This window comes from Micromonospora sp. NPDC048986, from assembly GCF_040649335.1.
GTDB lineage: Bacteria > Actinomycetota > Actinomycetes > Mycobacteriales > Micromonosporaceae > Micromonospora > Micromonospora alfalfae.
In genome coordinates this window covers 331970-347474 of sequence record NZ_JBEZFJ010000005.1, presented here as the reverse complement: position 1 = coordinate 347474, position 15505 = coordinate 331970, and the positions used below count along the sequence as shown (strand labels likewise).

20 protein-coding genes are annotated in these 15505 nt (G+C 71.0%); 12 read left to right on the top strand and 8 right to left on the bottom strand.

The window, feature by feature from the left end:
* Positions 1–12: 12 nt before the first annotated feature.
* Positions 13–975: a helix-turn-helix transcriptional regulator gene (locus AB0B94_RS13830; protein ID WP_357276514.1), complete on the top strand. Its 963-nt coding sequence runs from the start codon at positions 13–15 to the stop codon at positions 973–975.
* 40 nt (positions 976–1015) lie between these two features.
* On the opposite strand, the gene AB0B94_RS13825 is transcribed toward AB0B94_RS13830, so the two are convergent.
* Positions 1016–2404 carry a PLP-dependent aminotransferase family protein gene (locus tag AB0B94_RS13825; RefSeq protein ID WP_357276506.1) on the bottom strand — a complete coding sequence of 463 codons (1389 nt, stop codon included), beginning with the start codon at positions 2402–2404 and terminating at the stop codon, positions 1016–1018.
* On the opposite strand from AB0B94_RS13825, the gene AB0B94_RS13820 reads away from it, so the two are divergent.
* Complete coding sequence (locus tag AB0B94_RS13820) at positions 2403–3359, top strand: DMT family transporter (protein ID WP_357276499.1); 957 nt, start codon at positions 2403–2405, stop codon at positions 3357–3359. The two genes, AB0B94_RS13825 and AB0B94_RS13820, sit on opposite strands and share 2 nt — an antisense overlap.
* Here the strand turns inward: AB0B94_RS13820 and AB0B94_RS13815 are convergent.
* Positions 3356–3751 (bottom strand): helix-turn-helix domain-containing protein, encoded by a 396-nt coding sequence (locus AB0B94_RS13815; protein WP_357276779.1) that lies wholly within the window; start codon positions 3749–3751, stop codon positions 3356–3358. The genes AB0B94_RS13820 and AB0B94_RS13815 overlap by 4 nt on opposite strands.
* A gap of 96 nt (positions 3752–3847) precedes the next feature.
* On the opposite strand from AB0B94_RS13815, the gene AB0B94_RS13810 reads away from it, so the two are divergent.
* Together AB0B94_RS13810 and AB0B94_RS13805 are read left to right on the top strand one after the other, a co-directional pair.
* Positions 3848–4705, top strand: a complete 858-nt coding sequence (locus AB0B94_RS13810) for an SDR family oxidoreductase (RefSeq protein WP_357276493.1) — start codon at positions 3848–3850, stop codon at positions 4703–4705.
* A gap of 136 nt (positions 4706–4841) precedes the next feature.
* Positions 4842–5354 carry a GNAT family N-acetyltransferase gene (locus AB0B94_RS13805; protein WP_357276488.1) on the top strand — a complete coding sequence of 171 codons (513 nt, stop codon included), beginning with the start codon at positions 4842–4844 and terminating at the stop codon, positions 5352–5354.
* Positions 5355–5387: 33 nt separating this feature from the next.
* Here AB0B94_RS13805 and AB0B94_RS13800 read toward each other — a convergent pair whose 3' ends face one another.
* A complete protein-coding gene (locus AB0B94_RS13800) occupies positions 5388–6122 on the bottom strand; it encodes a helix-turn-helix domain-containing protein (RefSeq protein WP_357276482.1) in 735 nt (244 codons plus the stop codon).
* Between the two features lie 62 nt (positions 6123–6184).
* On the opposite strand from AB0B94_RS13800, the gene AB0B94_RS13795 reads away from it, so the two are divergent.
* The 4 genes from AB0B94_RS13795 (at position 6185) to AB0B94_RS13780 (ending at position 8695) form a co-directional block, all read left to right on the top strand.
* Entirely contained in the window at positions 6185–7021 is an 837-nt protein-coding gene (locus AB0B94_RS13795; RefSeq protein WP_357276477.1) for an alpha/beta fold hydrolase, read from the top strand.
* Between the two features lie 96 nt (positions 7022–7117).
* The gene (locus AB0B94_RS13790; protein WP_357276467.1) at positions 7118–8062 is read left to right on the top strand and encodes an ion transporter; all 945 of its coding nucleotides are present in this window, start codon (positions 7118–7120) and stop codon (positions 8060–8062) included.
* Positions 8063–8141: 79 nt separating this feature from the next.
* A complete protein-coding gene (locus AB0B94_RS13785) occupies positions 8142–8486 on the top strand; it encodes an acyl-CoA dehydrogenase family protein (RefSeq protein ID WP_357276460.1) in 345 nt (114 codons plus the stop codon).
* Positions 8487–8509: 23 nt separating this feature from the next.
* Positions 8510–8695, top strand: a complete 186-nt coding sequence (locus AB0B94_RS13780; protein ID WP_357276454.1) for a hypothetical protein — start codon at positions 8510–8512, stop codon at positions 8693–8695.
* On the opposite strand, the gene AB0B94_RS13775 is transcribed toward AB0B94_RS13780, so the two are convergent.
* On the bottom strand, positions 8668–9018 hold the full coding sequence (locus AB0B94_RS13775; protein WP_238668420.1) for a DUF1330 domain-containing protein: 351 nt from the start codon (positions 9016–9018) through the stop codon (positions 8668–8670). The two genes, AB0B94_RS13780 and AB0B94_RS13775, sit on opposite strands and share 28 nt — an antisense overlap.
* 123 nt (positions 9019–9141) lie before the next feature.
* Positions 9142–9732 (bottom strand): TetR/AcrR family transcriptional regulator, encoded by a 591-nt coding sequence (locus AB0B94_RS13770; protein ID WP_357276448.1) that lies wholly within the window; start codon positions 9730–9732, stop codon positions 9142–9144.
* A 117-nt stretch (positions 9733–9849) separates the two neighbouring features.
* Between AB0B94_RS13770 and AB0B94_RS13765 the strand changes: the two genes are divergently transcribed.
* Positions 9850–10203, top strand: a complete 354-nt coding sequence (locus AB0B94_RS13765) for a TraR/DksA C4-type zinc finger protein (RefSeq protein ID WP_357276441.1) — start codon at positions 9850–9852, stop codon at positions 10201–10203.
* 46 nt (positions 10204–10249) lie between these two features.
* Here AB0B94_RS13765 and AB0B94_RS13760 read toward each other — a convergent pair whose 3' ends face one another.
* Both AB0B94_RS13760 and AB0B94_RS13755 read right to left on the bottom strand, forming a co-directional pair.
* Positions 10250–11641, bottom strand: coding sequence for an FAD-dependent oxidoreductase (locus AB0B94_RS13760; RefSeq protein WP_357276438.1), 1392 nt, complete (start codon positions 11639–11641; stop codon positions 10250–10252).
* Between the two features lie 44 nt (positions 11642–11685).
* Complete coding sequence (locus AB0B94_RS13755) at positions 11686–12183, bottom strand: N-acetyltransferase family protein (RefSeq protein WP_357276434.1); 498 nt, start codon at positions 12181–12183, stop codon at positions 11686–11688.
* A 96-nt stretch (positions 12184–12279) separates the two neighbouring features.
* Here AB0B94_RS13755 and AB0B94_RS13750 point away from each other — a divergent pair, with 96 nt between their 5' ends.
* The 3 genes from AB0B94_RS13750 to AB0B94_RS13740 are packed head-to-tail and all read left to right on the top strand — an operon-like array spanning position 12280 to position 14180.
* On the top strand, positions 12280–12633 hold the full coding sequence (locus tag AB0B94_RS13750) for a metalloregulator ArsR/SmtB family transcription factor (RefSeq protein ID WP_357276429.1): 354 nt from the start codon (positions 12280–12282) through the stop codon (positions 12631–12633).
* Entirely contained in the window at positions 12630–13721 is a 1092-nt protein-coding gene (gene arsB, locus AB0B94_RS13745; protein ID WP_357276424.1) for an ACR3 family arsenite efflux transporter, read from the top strand. The genes AB0B94_RS13750 and arsB overlap by 4 nt, the downstream gene beginning before the upstream one ends.
* 18 nt (positions 13722–13739) lie before the next feature.
* Positions 13740–14180 carry an arsenate reductase ArsC gene (locus AB0B94_RS13740; protein ID WP_357276420.1) on the top strand — a complete coding sequence of 147 codons (441 nt, stop codon included), beginning with the start codon at positions 13740–13742 and terminating at the stop codon, positions 14178–14180.
* Here AB0B94_RS13740 and eno read toward each other — a convergent pair.
* Complete coding sequence (eno, locus tag AB0B94_RS13735) at positions 14162–15427, bottom strand: phosphopyruvate hydratase (protein ID WP_357276416.1); 1266 nt, start codon at positions 15425–15427, stop codon at positions 14162–14164. The two genes, AB0B94_RS13740 and eno, sit on opposite strands and share 19 nt — an antisense overlap.
* Positions 15428–15505 lie beyond the last annotated feature (78 nt).

Here is a 15505-nt window from a genome sequence, read left to right as displayed (position 1 = left end):
CGGAGACAGCGGATGACGTCATCGCCAGTGCAGACCCACCAGTTCGACAGCCGCGACCCGGCGGCCATCCAGGAATTCCTGTCCGCCACGTACGACCCGAAACTGCGCATTCAGAGCAGGAACGGATACCGGCTCACCCACCACCGCGCCGACACCGGCCCCTTTGCCATCGCGACCACCCGCCAGACCGGGCACCTCGAGATCGGTGCCAGCACCCTCGGCGGGCTGGTCATCGGTCACACCCGCACCGCACACGTCGATCGCTCCTGCGCCGGATCGGCCCACCGGTTCGGCCCCGGCGACGTCTTCCTCGTCACCAGGCCGGAGGAGCCATGCACCGTCCACTGGCATCCCGGTGAGGTGGAGCTCTGCGTCGTGGACCTGTCGGTGCTGGCGCAGGTGGCCACCACCGCACCGGCCCGCCGGCCCGGCCGGATCGAGTTCACCGAGCTGGGTGCCGCCAGCGCAGCCCTCGCCCGGCAGTGGCGCAACACCACCAGCTTCGTCCGCGACGTCGTGTTGAACAGCCCGGCCGCCGGGGCACAGTCGCTGGTGATCGGCAACGCCGCCCGGATGCTGGCCGCGGCGGCTCTCGCGGTCTTCCCCAACACCGCGTTCACCGAACCGACCGCCGCGGATCGGAACGACGCCACCACCGCCACGCTGCGACGGGCGATCACGTTTCTGGAGGAGCACGCCGAACGGGACATCAGCGCGGCCGACATCGCCGGCGCGGCCGGCGTCTCCCTCCGGGCGGTGCAACTCGCCTTCCGCCGTCACCTCGGCACCACCCCGATGGCATACCTGCGGCGGATCCGGCTCGTCCGGGCACACCATGACCTGCTGCACGCCGACCCACGTCAGGAGACGGTCTCGGCGATCGCCAGTCGGTGGGGATTCGCCAGCCACAGCAGGTTCACCGCGCGATACCACGCCAGCTTCGGTGTGCCGCCGCGCGAGACGCTGAACACCTGAGACTCCCGGCCAGGACGCCAACCAACCAGGCGCCCGGCGTTCAACTGAGGACGCAGGCGAGACGCCGAACGGCCTCGTCCATGAGTTCGGGTGCGGCTGCCGCGTAGGTGAGGCGGAGGTGCGGGGCCGGCGGTTCGGCCGCGTGCCAGGGCCGACCCGGGAAGACGGCGACGCCCTCGGCCGCCGCCGCAGCGGCCAGCGCCACGTCGTCGGTGCCGGCGGCGAGGGGCACCCAGAGGTGCATGCCGCCACGTGGGATCGACTGCGGGGCGAGGCCTGGCAGATGCCGGCGTAGCGCGGTCAGCAACGCGTCCCGGCGTGTCCGCAGGGCGGCGCGCAGTGCCCGGCGATGCCGCGACCACGCCGGAGAGGTGAGGAAGTCGATCGCCGCCTGTTGCAGTGGACCGGCGACGAAGAAGTCGTCGAGCAGCCGGGCGGCGCGCAGTCGCGCCCCGGCCGGGCCCCGGGCTCCGATGGCGGCGACGCGCAGCCCGGGGGCTGTCGACTTGGTCAGCGAGCGCAGGTAGATGACGTGGCCGTCGGGATCGTCGCTGGCCAGTGGTGGCGGGACCGGATCGTCGATGGTGAGGTCACGGGCGTAGTCGTCCTCGATCAGGAACGCCCCCGCGTCGCGTACCGCCTCGGCGACCTGCGCCCGGCGGTGCTCCGCCAGTGTGGCGCCATGCGGGTTGGCGTACAGAGGCTGGCAGTAGAAGAGCCGGGCGTCGGTGCGGGCGAACGCGGCGGCGAGCTGGTCGGGCCGTACCCCGTCGGCGTCGGCTGGCACGGGCACCACCCGCAGCCCGGCCGCGCGGGCTGCGGCCAACGCACCCAGGTAGGTCGGCGACTCGACGAGCAGGGCGTCGCCGGGCGCGGTGAGCGCCCGCAGCGCGGACGACAGAGCGGCCTGCCCACCGGGGCAGATCAGCATGTCCTCGGCGTGCAGCCCCGCACCGGCCTCGCGGGCGAACCAGGCGCGCAGGTCCGTGCGACCCTCGACCGGCCCACGCTGCCAGCTCGCGGGCTGGCGGGCGGCCCGGGTGAGGGCGGCGCCGAGCGCAGCGGCAGGCTGGAGGTCAGCGTGGAGGTAGCCGCCGGACAGCGGGATCGTTCCGGCGGGCGTCAGCGCCAACAGCGACCGCATCTCGTCCTGACCGAACCGGCGGGGCCCGAGCGCGACGGTCTGCCAGGACAGGTCGGGCACCCCCGGCTCGTCCGGTGAAGTGGCCACGAAGGTGCCTCGGCCGGGTCGCGCCTCGATCAGCCCTTCGGCCGCCAACTGACGGATCGCCTCGGCGACGGTGACCGGCGACGCCTGATGTCGGGCGGTCAACTCGCGTACCGAGGGCAGCCGGGCACCGGGCCCGGCGGCGACCGCGAGACCCCGCAGATCTTGGATAACGCGCTGGGCTGCGTTACCGTTTTCCATGAGAAACAAGAGTAGCGCTACTGCCCGAAACACGGTAACAGCGGATCGGATCCTCGGGCTCGGCCTCGGCGCCCTGGGCGTACTCGGCTTCAGCCTGTCGCTTCCGGCCACCCGCATCGTCGTGCAGCAGCTCGACCCGTGGTTCGTCGCCTTCGGCCGGGCTGTCGGCGCGGGGCTGCTGGCGTTGGCGTACCTGCGTCTCACCGGCGCACCGCGGCCCACCCGCGGTCAGTGGCAACGGCTGCCGATCGTCGCCCTCGGCGTCATCGTCGGCTTTCCGTTGTTCACCTCAATGGCGCTTCTCACCCAGACCTCCGCGCACAGCGCTGTCGTCATCGCCGCGCTTCCCGCGATGACGGCCGTGTTCGCGGTGCTGCGGGCCGGCGAACGCCCACCGCCGCTGTTCTGGATCGTGAGCGCGAGCGGACTGCTGGCGGTCCTCGCTTTTCTCGGTGTCAGCGGCGCGGTACGCGGAGCCCTCACAGTGCCCGACCTGTTCCTGCTCGCGGCGGTGGTGCTCTGCGGCCTCGGCTACGCCGAGGGCGGCGCCCTCGCCCGCGAATTGGGCGGCGCTCGGACGATCTGCTGGGCGTTGCTGCTCTCGCTGCCCATCACCGTTCCCGTCACGGCAGTTGCCGCCGCCACCAGCCCGATGCGGGCCGACGCTCTCGCCTGGTCGGCGTTCGGCTATCTCACCGGGGTCTCGATGTTCCTGGGCTTCTTCGCCTGGTACGCGGGCCTGGCCCGGGGCGGTATAGCGCAGGTGGGCCAGGTTCAACTCGCCCAACCGGTGCTGACCCTGCTGTGGTCGGCGCTGCTGCTCGGCGAGGTGGTCTCCCCGGCCTCGATCGCGGCGGCGCTGGTGGTGCTGGCATGCGTCGTGGCGACCCAGCGCATCCGCCAGAGCCCGAGGACGGTCGTGGCGCGACGCGAGGCCGGCGCGGGATCGCCCTAGCCGCGGTCGCGTTCGCGGCTGTCGCGGGCGGTCTGCAACTCGGGCACCGAGGCCTCCAGCAGATCGGCGAGGCCACGCAGTTGCTCGGCGACCCGGGCACCGAGCGGGGTCAGCGAGTACTCGACGCGCGGTGGGATCGCCGTGAGCACCTCGCGGGTGAGCATCCCGTCGCGTTCGAGGGTCTGCAGGGTCTGGGAGAGCATCCGCTCGCTGACCCCGTCGATGCGGCGACGCAGCGCGTTGAACCGGTAGCTGCCCTCGCCGAGCGCCAACAGGGCCAGCGAGGCCCACTTCGAGGTGACGTCCTCGAAGGCCGCCCGGGAGGTGCAACCCCTGGCGAAGACATCGCTGACGAAATCCTGGGTAGGCCCCGCCGGGTCCTGGGCCGGCATGTCGCTCACCTCACCAGCCTATCTCATGCCTCCTATCGGTTAGTGCTGTAGATTCGTAAGTGCTTACCAAATTGTCCTCACCCTCCGGAGGTTCCCATGCCCACCTATGCCGTCACCGGCGCCACCGGCCGGTTGGGCCGCCTGGTGATCGAGCAATTGCTCGACAGCGGCGTGCCCGCCGCCGAGATCGCCGCCATCGTCCGCAGCCCGGAGAAGGCCGCCGACCTGGCCGCGCGCGGGGTCGAGATCCGCAAGGCCAACTACGACGACCCGTCGACGCTGCCCGGCGCCGTGGCCGGCGTACGCCGCCTGCTGCTCATCTCCGGCGACGCCCCCGGCCAGCGCGTCGCGCAGCACACCGCGGTCATCGACGCCGCCAAGCTCGCCGGAGTGGAGCGTCTCGTCTACACCAGCATCCTGAAGGCCGACACCACAGCGAACCCGCTCGCCCCGGAGCACAAGGCCACCGAGGAGGTCCTCGCCGCGTCCGGTCTGACCTACACAGTGCTGCGCAACGGCTGGTACACCGAGAACTACACCGACCAACTCCCGCAGTACCTGGAATCCGGCACGATCCTCGGCGCCACCGGCGGCAGCAAGATCTCCACCGCGACCCGGGCCGACTACGCGGGGGCGGCCGTGGCCGCGCTGACCCGCGACGAGGACGGCAACGCCGTCCACGAACTGGGCGGCACCGCGTTCACCTTCGACGAGCTGGCCGAGGCCGTCACAGAGGTGACCGGCACCAGGGTCGTCCACCAGGACATGTCCGCCGCCGAGCTGGCCTCGGCCCTGGAGAACGTCGGCCTGGACGCGGGCACGGCCGGTTTCGTCGCCGCGCTCGACCAGTCGATCGCCAACGGCGAGCTGGCAACCGACAGCGACGACCTCAGCCGGCTGCTCGGCCGGCCGAGCACCCCACTGCGCGACGCCATCCGGGCCGCGCGGGCCTGAACACCGGATCCATCACCGAAGCGGGCGGCGGGGCCTCCGTTCACCGTCGCCCGTCAACCCGGTGAAACCGCCCACGTATCCTCGACGACATGGTGAGGCACGTCGATGAGCAGCTCCCCGGGCCCGTCGGGCCGCCATGTCGGCACGCCGTGCCGTCCGACCTGGACAGTCCGGCGGCGACCCGGTGAGCGGCGGCGACTTCGTCGTCCGGGCCGCCGTGGCGCAGGATGACCCCGAACTGGTCTTCGACGTGCTGTGGCAGCTCGCTCCCGACGACGCGCGGCCGGACCCCGCCCGGCTCGCCGCCGCCTGGCGTGACCTGCACGCCCAAGCCGGCCGCCGGCTCCTGCTGGCCGTCGCCGGGGACACCTTCGTAGGCACCCTTGACACCCTGGTCGCCCCCAACCTCACCCACGGCGCGCGACCGTACATGGTGGTGGAGAACGTGGTGGTCGCGCCCGACTGGCGCCGCCGTGGCGTTGCCCGGTCCCTCATGCTGGCAGCGTTCGACGAGGCGACGGCAGCCGGCTGCTACAAGGTCCAACTGGTGTCGAACGCGGCGCGGACCGACGCCCACCGGTTCTACGCGTCCATCGGGTTCACGCAGTCTGCCCTCGGCTACCGCAGATACCTCAGCACGGCGACGTGACACCGGGTACCGGCGCTTCCGCGTCGCGGCCGACTACTCCGCCTCGTCCTGCTCTTCGCTGAGCTCGGCCAGTTGGTCAGCGGCGTCCTTGTCGATCAGCAAGCCAGTGAGCAGACTGCGCAGGGTCCGCTCGACGAGGTCCGCGCGGGGGGCAGGTCCGGAGGGCTGACTGAACGCCGCGACCAGGTACGGGTATGCCGCGGGATCCACCCCGGCGAAGCGGAACGCTCCAGCGGCGGATTCACGGCGGGCGAAGAGGCTCACCACGCCTGTCATCATCGCGATGGCCTCGAACTTGGCGGCGACCGGGCAACGCACGGGTTCCAGCACCCGGATGCAGTTGTCGAACCAGGCCAGGCCCTCCGGGCCGATGCCGGAGGGCCGGTGGATCACGTCGAGCAACCACGGGTGGGTGCCGAACAGCGCCAACTGCCGTCGCCCCAGCAGCACCATCGTCTCCAACCAGTCGTCCTCCACCTGCGGGTACGGACGCAGCTCCCCCACCGCCCGGTCGGCCATCAGGTCCAGCAGGTCGTCTCGGGACGTCAGGTAGCGGTAGAGGGATCCGGCGCCGGTGCCGAGCGCGGCGGCCACGGCGCGCATCGACACCGCCGCCAGTCCTTCGGCGTCGGCCAGGGCGATGGCGGCCGCGACGATGGCGTCCCGACTGTGCGCCGGCGCGGGGCCGCGGCTGCCGCGTTCGGGTCTGCTCCAGATCGGTTGCCGGTCCGGGCTGGCGTCACCGGTACTCGCGGGTGCATCACTCACTGATCTACTGTAAACTGCGAACGGCGTTTGCAGTTGTTGTCGGCGTGGGAAGGGGACCGGACATGGAGCAGGTCACGGCACGGGACGGCGCGACGATCGTGCTGCACTCGACGGGGGCGGGGCCGGGGATCGTCGTGGTGCACGGTGGCGGCGTGACGATCGACATCTACCGGCGGCTGGCCGCGGCGCTCGCCGACCGTTTCACGGTGCACCTCTACAACCGACGGGGACGGGCCGACGCACCACCGAGGTCGATTCCCTACACCGTCGAGCAGGAGGTCGACGACCTCGGCGCGGTGCTGGAGCGCACCGGGTCCGGCAACGTCATCGGCCACAGTGGCGGCGGTTTCCTGGCGCTCGAAGCCGCGCCCCGACTGCCGATCGATCGGATCGCCCTCTACGACGCCGCGGTCTCGATCGACGGCAGCTTCCCGTCGGCGTGGCTCGCGCCCGCCCGGGCGGCACTACAAGCCGGCGACACCGCCCGAAGCCTCGCCATCACAACTGCGGGAATCAACTCGCAGATGGCGGCGGCGAGACTCCCCCTCGCCGTCCGGGTGGCGATCATCCGCGCGTTCCTGCGTACGCCCATCGGCCGGACGATGGGCGAACTGCTGCCGACGACGTTGGACGAGGCGGCGCTGATCCTGGCGCACGACGGCCCGGCCACCCGGTGGGCCGAAGTGAGCGCCGAGGTGCTGCTGGCCTGCGGAGCCGACGGCCCGCCCTACTACGTGCAACAGAACGCGGCGCTGGCCCGTGCGTTGCCGCGCGCCCGGACACTGACGATCCCGCGCAGTGGCCACGACGCCATCAACCGGGCACACCCGAGGATCGTCGAACCGCTCGCCGACTTCTTCGCGGCGCCCGTGACGACGCAGCGGAGGCCGCACACCTGAGCGGTCGCGCGATCGCGCACCGTCATTGATCTTGGCTAGGCTGGTAGGCATGCCCGCACACCACCCGCGCCGTCACACGATCGAGCCGGTCGACTGGTGAGCGACGCGGCAGTGCCCGCCCCGCGGGGTGGGCCGTCCACACCGGGCAACCGCTCGGGTTGGGCCAACCGATGCGACCAACTCGCCCGGTCACGGCCCTTCGAGATCGCCATCGTCGTGGTCATCCTTGCCAACGGCATCGTTCTCGGCCTGGAGACGTACGACGATCTGAGCCCGGCGGGCACCGCGCTGCACGGGCTGGAACTGCTCTTCCGGGCCGTCTTCGTCGTCGAGATAGCCGTCCGGCTGGCCGCCTACGGCAGACGCCCACAGGACTTCTTCCGGCACGGCTGGAACGTCTTCGACTTCGTGGTGATCGCGGCGATCTTCATCCCGGGTCTGCACGGCGATCCGGCGCTGCTGCGGGTCGTCCGGGTCGCCCGCATGGTCCGCCTGGTGCGGTTCTCGCCGGGTCTGCGCACCATCGTCTCCGCGCTGTGGCGCAGCCTGCCGGGCGTGACCGGGTTCCTCGCCCTGGCCGTGGTGACGCTCTACGTGTACGGCATGGCCGGCTGGCTGATCTTCGGCAACAGGTATCCGGAGGAGTACGGCGACATCGGCCGGTCGCTGCTGACGTTGTTCGTGCTGTTGTCGCTGGAGACGCTGCCGGACCTCATCGAGCAGGGCCTGGCGATCTCACCATGGACGCTGCTCTATTACGTCAGCTACGTGGTCATCACCGTCAACCTGCTGCTCAACATCCTCATCGCGGTCATCGTGAACTCCATGGAGGAGGCCCGCCGGTTGGAGATGACCGAGCGACTGGCTCCCGGATACGACGAGGACGGCGACGGCGTACCGGACGAGGTGGACCGGATCGCGCTCACCCAACGGCTTGACGACCTGCGGGCGGTCATCGCCGAGTTGGAGCGCGAGCTGCGCATCGACCGGGACGACGGGCACGGCCGACCCCATCGGGACAACGCCCGCGCCAGACGGTGATCCGACGCTCGCGCTGCGTGTACGGGCTCGGATGGTGTCGACGGCGGTCCCATCGGCCGGCCTGAAGGGGCAACCGAGCATGACGACCAGTGTCGACAATGCCCAGACCGCCACCGATCCCACTGACACGCTCGGCACGGTGATCGACGACGTGATCCGCCCGCAGGCGCCGATCGTCGACCGGGACGGAGCCTTTCCCCGGCCGGGTGTCGACGCTCTCGCCGCAGCCGGACTGCTCGGCCTGGCCTCCTCGACCGAGGTCGGCGGCGCCGGCCACGGCATGCGGACGGTCGCCGAGGTGATCGAGCGGCTGGCCGCCGACAGCGATGGTGGTGCTCATGCACTACGCGGCGACCGCCGTCGTCGAGGCGCACGGTCCGCGCAGGTGCGTCCACTGCTCGACCTGGAGGGGCTGACGGCCTGACCCGCCGGATCTGTTGGCTCGCGATGGATCAGGGCCGTCAGCGCCGCCTCGTCCGGCTGGGTTTCCGGGCCGACGAGGCGGCGGCGCTCTCCGCCCTGCGCACCCGCAACTTCATGTGGCCGATCCCCGCGCACGGCACGGCGTGCGCGGGGAGCGCGGTACGCAGGTCAGCGAGCGCTGGTCACTGGCCGAGCAGGGTCCGGATCTGACGCGCGTAGCCCGCCACAGTGAAGTCCGGGCCGACCGAGTCCACCAGGACCAGGTCGTTGATGGTGTGATCGACGCGCAGCGACAGGATGGCCTGGTACTCGGGCGAGTTGTACCAGGTCCTGGCGGTTTCCGCGTCCGGAAACTCGATCAACACGACCGAACCGGGCCAACTGCCCTCGAGGACCTGCACCTCGGCGTCCAGGACGAGCCACTTGGCGCCGTACGCCTCGGTGGTGGCCTGCACCTGCTCCAGGTAACGCAGGGAATCCTCGGTCGGCACTCCGCCCGGGATACGCAGGTGGTTGATCAGGTAGGTGCTCATGTCTCACTCCTCAGGTGCGGGGTGCTGCTTCCCGGTCGAAGGCGTACGACCGGTCGTCTTGGATTGGGTACGCGCCGCGCGGATGGGACGACGCGGGCTGTCACCGCTGGGCTCGGATCCGGATCAGGTGAGGATCCGGGCCGTGGTGATCGTGAAGAACTCCTGGAGAGCGGCCGGGTCACCGGATGCCTTCGCCCGCGCTGCCGCGCCCTCGTAGCTGGAGACGACGAAGCCGGCGAGATCGGCGGCGGGTTCGTCGCCGTGCAGTTCACCGGCGGTCCGCGCCTGCTCGATCGCCGTGGCGAGCGCGGCGACCCAGCGGCCGAAGCCGGCGTCGACCGCGTTGCGCAGAACATCGCTGTGTGCCGGGATCTCGGTGGCGAAGTTGCCGAGCAGGCATCCGCGATCACCCATGGTGTCGCCGAGGCCGGTGATGTATCTCAGGTGAACGGTGATCCGCTCCAGCGGCGTGCCGCCCCGCTTCTCGTCGAGCATTTCCAGCCCCATCGCCGCTGAGTATCTCGCCACCGAGTCGAGGGCGAGGTCTTCCTTGCTGGCGAAGTGGTTGTAGAAGGTGCCCTTGGGCGCCCCGGCGGCGGCGACGATGTCCTGGACGCTCGTGCCGTTGTAGCCGCGCAGGTGGAACAGGTCCAACGCCGCGTCGGACAACCGTTGCCGGGTTCCGACGGAGGCCGCCGACTTCGGTCGTGGCATCTCGTGGCCCTCCTCTCGCCCGGGGTTCCGGCTGACTGACAGCACCACAATATGACCAGTCGTCTCGGAATGCCAGGGATGTGACCGCTGTCATCCCCCAGGTACTGTGGGACGGTCATGAACAGCGATTTCAGCGCGGTCCGCGAGGAGTTGCTGCGGCTTCGCGAGCAGACCGAGGCGCAAGCCACCGCCCTGGACGGCGACCTGCGGAGTCTTTTCGAGGCGTCCCGGTCGTCCAACGCCGATGACGAACACGACCCCGAGGGCAGCACCATCGCCTTCGAACGCGCGCAGCTCACCGCCGTCCTGGACGCCACCCGCCGACGCCTGGCCGAGTTGGACGTCGCGCTGCGACGGGTCGACGACGGCAGCTACGGCGTGTGCGAACGGTGCTCCCGTCCGATTCCCGCCGAGCGGCTCGTCGCCCGCCCGTCCGCGCGTACCTGCGTGGCCTGCGCCAACCGACGGTGACGGCGCCCGCCGACCGCGAGTGCGGTGGACACCGTCGTACCGGTGATCAGCTGGCGCAACAACCTCCTGCTGGCGCGGCGTCGAGGGCGACGAGGCTGATCGGCGCGGACCGCAGCCCACCGGAGACGCCTGTGGACAGTCCACGCCCCGCCGGTTGCGACCCACAGCAGTCGTCGCCCGCCGAGACGGCGGAATCACTGCTGCACACGCCGGTTTCGGGCAGGTCGAGCTGGACGTCGCGGGCGGCCGCCCAGTCACCGGCGAGCGCGGCGACCACGGAGCGGACCTGCTCGTAGCCGGTGGCCATGAGGAACGTCGGCGCCCGGCCGTAGGACTTCATGCCGACGGCGAAGTAGCAGTGCTCCGGGTGGGCGAGCACGTCCACGCCGTGCGGCGGCACCGTGCCGCAGGAGTGCTCGTTGGGGTCGATCAGCGGGGCCAGGGCACGGGTCGCGCCCAGCACCGGGTCGAGGTCCAGCCGCAGCTCGGCGGCGATGCTGTGGTCGGGGCGGAAGCCGGTGGCCGCGACAACACGGTCGACGGTGATCGACTCGGCGCTGCCGTCGCCGTGCCGCACTGCCACACTCACCCGGCCGTCCGTCGGGGTGAGCGCCCGCACGGAGAAGCCGGTGAGCAGCCGGATCCGTCCGGCGTCGACGTGCGCACGCAGCCGTGCGCCGAGCGCGCCCCGGGCCGGGAGGGCGTCGGCGTCGCCACCACCGTAGGTACGCGTCGGCGCGGCGGCCCGGATGGCCCAGGTCACCTCGGTGCCGGCCTCGACGGCGGCCAGCTCGGCCAGGGACAGCAGGGTGTTCGCGGCCGAGTGACCGGCGCCGACCACCAGTGTGTGCCGGCCGACGAACCGCCCTCGGTCGGCGCCGAGGACGTCCGGCAGCGCGTGCTCCAGGTACGCCGCCGCCTCCGCCTCCCCTCGCGCGCGCAGACCAGACCCGCCGAGGACGTTCGGCGTGCTCCAGGTGCCGGAGGCGTCGATGACGGCGCGGGCGACAAGCTCGTCGCCGTCGGCGAGGCGGAGCAGGAACGGTGCGGTGTCGCGCCCGGCGGTACGCAGCCGGTCGAGGCCGAGCCGGCTGATCGCCTCGACCCGTGCCCCGTACCGCACGTGTGGCTTCAGTTGCGGCAGCTGCGCGAGGGGTCGGAGGTAGTCGTCGACCAGCTCCGCGCCGGTGGGCAGTGTCCCCGGGTCGGGGGCCACCCAACCGGCCTCGTCGAGGAGCCGACGGGCGGCCTGGTCGATGTTGTAACGCCACGGCGAGAAGACCCGCACGTGCCCCCACTGGCGTACCGCGGCGCCCGGGGTGTCGCCGGCTTCGAGGACGGTGAAGGGCAGTCCGCGTTCGTGCAGGTGCGCGGCGGCGGCGAGACCGGTCGGACCGGCGCCGATGACGATGGTGCGAAGGTCGTCCAGAGCGGTCATCAGTGGCTCCTCGGTGTGGTGGCCCGGGTCGAGGCCACGGCTGGTCAGGCGATGGTGGGGCTGCGGCGTTCCAGCAGGACGACGTCGCGCCAGCGGTCGTGATGGCGACCGACCCGCTCGCGTACGCCGATGACCCGGAAGCCGGCCCGCTGGTGGACTGTGAGGCTGGCGGTGTTCTCCGGGAAGACTCCGGACTGGATGGTCCAGATGCCGGCGGCTTCGGTGGAGGCGATCAGCGCGCTCAGCAGCAGTCGGGCGATGCCCCGCCCCTGGGCCGCCGGGTCGACGTAGACGGAGTGTTCGACCACTCCGGCGTAGACCGCGCGGGTCGAGGTCGGTGCGACGGCGATCCAGCCGAGCACCACCCCGTCGCTGTCGACGGCCACGAAGCGGTGCGCAGCCAGGCGCGCGGCGTCGAACACCGCCCAGGTCGGGGCGGTGATCTCGAAGCTGGCATTGCCGGCGTCCAGACCGGCCTGGTAGATCGCCAGGACCCGGTCGGCATGGGCGTCGGTCATCGGCTGCACGGCGATGTCGACCATCAGCGGATTTCCCTTCCGGAGGAGATCACAGGACTGTCTCGACGTCCATCGAATCAGACAGTTGCACACTGATTAGAGAAGTGTCAACCTAGAGCGATGTCGAATCAAGCAGGTCCGGCCGCTGACGTGTCGTGCTGCGCCCCGCTGGCCGAGCGACGCGTACCGGCCGAGGCCGCCGCGCTGCTCGCGCCCGCGTTCAAGGCCCTCGGCGACCCGGTGCGGCTGCAACTGCTGTCGATGATCGCCTCCGCCGAGACCGGGGAGATCTGCGTCTGCGACCTGACCCCCGCGTTCGACCTGACCGGTCCGACCATCTCGCACCACCTCAGGACGCTGCGCGAGGCAGGGCTGGTCGACGCCGAACGCCGGGGCACCTGGGTCTACTACCGCGCCCGGCCGGGCGTCCTGCGCCAGCTCGCCGCACTGCTCACCGCGGCGCCGACGACATGACAACGACCCTGCACAGCGAGCCGGCCGAGAGCGCCGTCGTCGGCCGACTCTCCCGACTCGACCAGTTCCTGCCCGTGTGGATCGGGCTGGCGGTGGCCGCCGGCCTGCTCCTCGGTCGGCTGATACCCGGGTTGAACAACGCTCTGGACGCGGTGCAGATCGGCGGGATCTCGCTACCGATCGCGATCGGCCTGCTGATCATGATGTATCCGGTCCTGGCGAAGGTCCGCTACGACCGACTCGACACCGTCACCGGCGACCGCCGGCTGCTGATCTCCTCGCTGGTCCTCAACTGGCTGGTCGGCCCCGCCGTGATGTTCGCCCTGGCCTGGATCTTCCTGGCCGACCAGCCCGCGTACCGCACCGGCCTGGTCATCGTCGGCCTGGCCCGGTGCATCGCCATGGTCATCATCTGGAACGACCTCGCCTGCGGTGATCGGGAGGCCGCCGCCGTCCTGGTCGCCCTCAACTCCGTCTTCCAGGTCGTCGCCTTCGGTGTACTCGGCTGGTTCTACCTCTCCGTGCTCCCCCAGTGGCTGGGGCTTCCCGGCACCGAGGTGACGATCTCGGCCTGGGACATCGCCGCCAACGTGCTCGTCTTCCTCGGCATCCCGCTGCTCGCCGGCTACCTCACCCGCCGCCTCGGCGAGCGCGCCAAGGGGCGCGCCTGGTACGAGGCCCGCTTCCTGCCCAGGATCGGCCCGGCCGCCCTCTTCGGGCTGCTGTTCACGATCGTGATCCTGTTCGCCCTGCAAGGCGACGCCATCACCAGCCGGCCCCTGGACGTCGTCCGCATCGCCCTGCCCCTGCTGGTGTACTTCGCGCTCATGTGGGCCGGCTCCTACGCCCTCGGCCGGGTCATCGGTCTCGGCTACCAACGCACCACCACCCTCGCGTTCACCGCCGCCGGCAACAACTTCGAACTCGCCATCGCCGTCGCGATCGGCACCTTCGGCGTCACCTCCGGCCAAGCCCTCGCCGGGGTCGTCGGCCCGTTGATCGAGGTGCCCGTCCTGGTCGGGCTCGTCTACGTCTCCCTGTGGGCGCGCCGCCGCTTCTTCACTCCCCCGCAGTCCGCGACCGCGTAACCGGAAGGCAACCCCGAGATGAGCGACAGACCCAGCGTCCTGTTCGTCTGCGTCCACAACGCCGGCCGCTCCCAGATGGCCGCCGGCTGGCTGCGCCACCTCGCCGGCGACACCGTCGAGGTCCGCTCGGCCGGCTCCGCGCCGGCCGAGACGATCAACCCCGCCGCCGTGCAGGCCATGCGCGAGGTCGGCATCGACATCACCGACCAGACCCCCAAACTTCTGGAGTACGCGACAGCGCAGTCCTCCGACGTCATCGTGACCATGGGCTGCGGCGACACCTGCCCGGTCTTCCCCGGCAAACGCTACGAGGACTGGAAGCTCGACGACCCGGCCGGCCAGGGCGTCGACGCCGTCCGCCCGATCCGCGACGAGATCCGGGACCGGGTGGAGAAGCTCCTCACCGAACTGAACCCCGCCAATCGACCGGAGCACAGCCGTCAGCGACCTCCGGCGTAGACAGCGCGGCCGCCGAGTTCCTCCTCGATGCGGATGAGCTGGTTGTACTTGGCCGTACGGTCGGAGCGCGACAGCGAGCCGGTCTTGATCTGCCCGCAGCCCACGCCCACGGCCAGGTCGGCGATGGTGGTGTCCTCGGTCTCCCCGGACCGGTGCGACATCACCACCCGGTACCTGGCCCTGTGGGCGGCGTCCACCGTCTCCAGGGTCTCGGTGAGCGTGCCGATCTGGTTGACCTTGACCAGGATCGCGTTGGCGTAACCACCGTCGATCCCGTCGCGCAGCCGGTCGACATCGGTGCAGAAGACGTCGTCGCCGACCAGTTGCACGCGCTCCCCCGCCGCCGCCGTCAGCCGCTTCCAGCCGGCGATGTCATCCTCGGCCATCGGGTCCTCGATCGAGCTGATCGGGTACCGGGAGACAAGGTCGAGCAGGTAGTCGATGTGCTCGTCGACGGTCCGCTGACGGCCCTCGCCGACGTAGTCGTAGACGCCGTCGCGGAAGAACTCCGAACTGGCGGGGTCGAGGCAGATCAGCACGTCGGCGCCGGGCTGGTAGCCGCTCTCCTCGATGGCCCGCGACACGAACCGCAGCGCCTCGTCAGCGCCCTTGAAGTGTGGCGCGAAGCCACCCTCGTCGCCGACGTTGGTGTTGTGCCCGGCGGCGGCCAGGGACGCCTTGAGGGTGTGGAAGACCTCCGAACCCATCCGGACCGCCTCGGCGAAGGTCTGCGCTCCGACCGGGGCGATCATGAACTCCTGGAAGTCGAGCGGATTGTCGGCGTGCGCGCCGCCGTTGATGATGTTCATCATCGGCACCGGCAGCAGGCGGGCGCCGACACCACCGACATAGCGGTAGAGCGGCTGCCGGTGGGCCAACGCCGCCGCCTTCGCGGTCGCCAGAGACACCGCCAGGATCGCGTTGGCGCCCAGTCGACCCTTGTCCTTCGAACCGTCGAGAGCGATCATCGTCTCGTCGATCAGGGCCTGGTCCTCCGCGTCGAGCCCGAGCACCGCGTCGGCGATCTCGCCGTTGACCGCGGCGACGGCAGTGCCGACCCCCTTGCCGTGAAAACGCGTCAGGTCCCCGTCGCGCAGCTCGACCGCCTCGTTCGCTCCTGTCGACGCGCCGGACGGCACTGCCGCCCGCCCGCTCGACCCGTCGGCGAGGACCACGTCTGCCTCCACCGTCGGGTTGCCCCGGCTGTCGAGGATCTGCCGACCACGCACGCGACTGATAGCCGTCATCACACACTCCCTGCTCAAGCTGCCTGTTCGCAGCCAGACTGGCAGGAAACGGCGGCCCTGACACCGCGACGATGGACA

Coding starts and splice junctions, on each gene's coding strand:
- AB0B94_RS13830 (WP_357276514.1), top strand. CDS start 13: ATGACGTCATCGCCAGTGCAGACCCACCAGTTCGACAGCCGCGACCCG.
- AB0B94_RS13820 (WP_357276499.1), top strand. CDS start 2,403: ATGAGAAACAAGAGTAGCGCTACTGCCCGAAACACGGTAACAGCGGAT.
- AB0B94_RS13825 (WP_357276506.1), bottom strand. CDS start 2,404: ATGGAAAACGGTAACGCAGCCCAGCGCGTTATCCAAGATCTGCGGGGT.
- AB0B94_RS13815 (WP_357276779.1), bottom strand. CDS start 3,751: ATGCCGGCCCAGGACCCGGCGGGGCCTACCCAGGATTTCGTCAGCGAT.
- AB0B94_RS13810 (WP_357276493.1), top strand. CDS start 3,848: ATGCCCACCTATGCCGTCACCGGCGCCACCGGCCGGTTGGGCCGCCTG.
- AB0B94_RS13805 (WP_357276488.1), top strand. CDS start 4,842: ATGTCGGCACGCCGTGCCGTCCGACCTGGACAGTCCGGCGGCGACCCG.
- AB0B94_RS13795 (WP_357276477.1), top strand. CDS start 6,185: ATGGAGCAGGTCACGGCACGGGACGGCGCGACGATCGTGCTGCACTCG.
- AB0B94_RS13785 (WP_357276460.1), top strand. CDS start 8,142: ATGACGACCAGTGTCGACAATGCCCAGACCGCCACCGATCCCACTGAC.
- AB0B94_RS13780 (WP_357276454.1), top strand. CDS start 8,510: ATGGATCAGGGCCGTCAGCGCCGCCTCGTCCGGCTGGGTTTCCGGGCC.
- AB0B94_RS13775 (WP_238668420.1), bottom strand. CDS start 9,018: ATGAGCACCTACCTGATCAACCACCTGCGTATCCCGGGCGGAGTGCCG.
- AB0B94_RS13770 (WP_357276448.1), bottom strand. CDS start 9,732: ATGCCACGACCGAAGTCGGCGGCCTCCGTCGGAACCCGGCAACGGTTG.
- AB0B94_RS13765 (WP_357276441.1), top strand. CDS start 9,850: ATGAACAGCGATTTCAGCGCGGTCCGCGAGGAGTTGCTGCGGCTTCGC.
- AB0B94_RS13760 (WP_357276438.1), bottom strand. CDS start 11,641: ATGACCGCTCTGGACGACCTTCGCACCATCGTCATCGGCGCCGGTCCG.
- AB0B94_RS13755 (WP_357276434.1), bottom strand. CDS start 12,183: ATGGTCGACATCGCCGTGCAGCCGATGACCGACGCCCATGCCGACCGG.
- AB0B94_RS13750 (WP_357276429.1), top strand. CDS start 12,280: ATGTCGAATCAAGCAGGTCCGGCCGCTGACGTGTCGTGCTGCGCCCCG.
- arsB (WP_357276424.1), top strand. CDS start 12,630: ATGACAACGACCCTGCACAGCGAGCCGGCCGAGAGCGCCGTCGTCGGC.
- AB0B94_RS13740 (WP_357276420.1), top strand. CDS start 13,740: ATGAGCGACAGACCCAGCGTCCTGTTCGTCTGCGTCCACAACGCCGGC.
- eno (WP_357276416.1), bottom strand. CDS start 15,427: ATGACGGCTATCAGTCGCGTGCGTGGTCGGCAGATCCTCGACAGCCGG.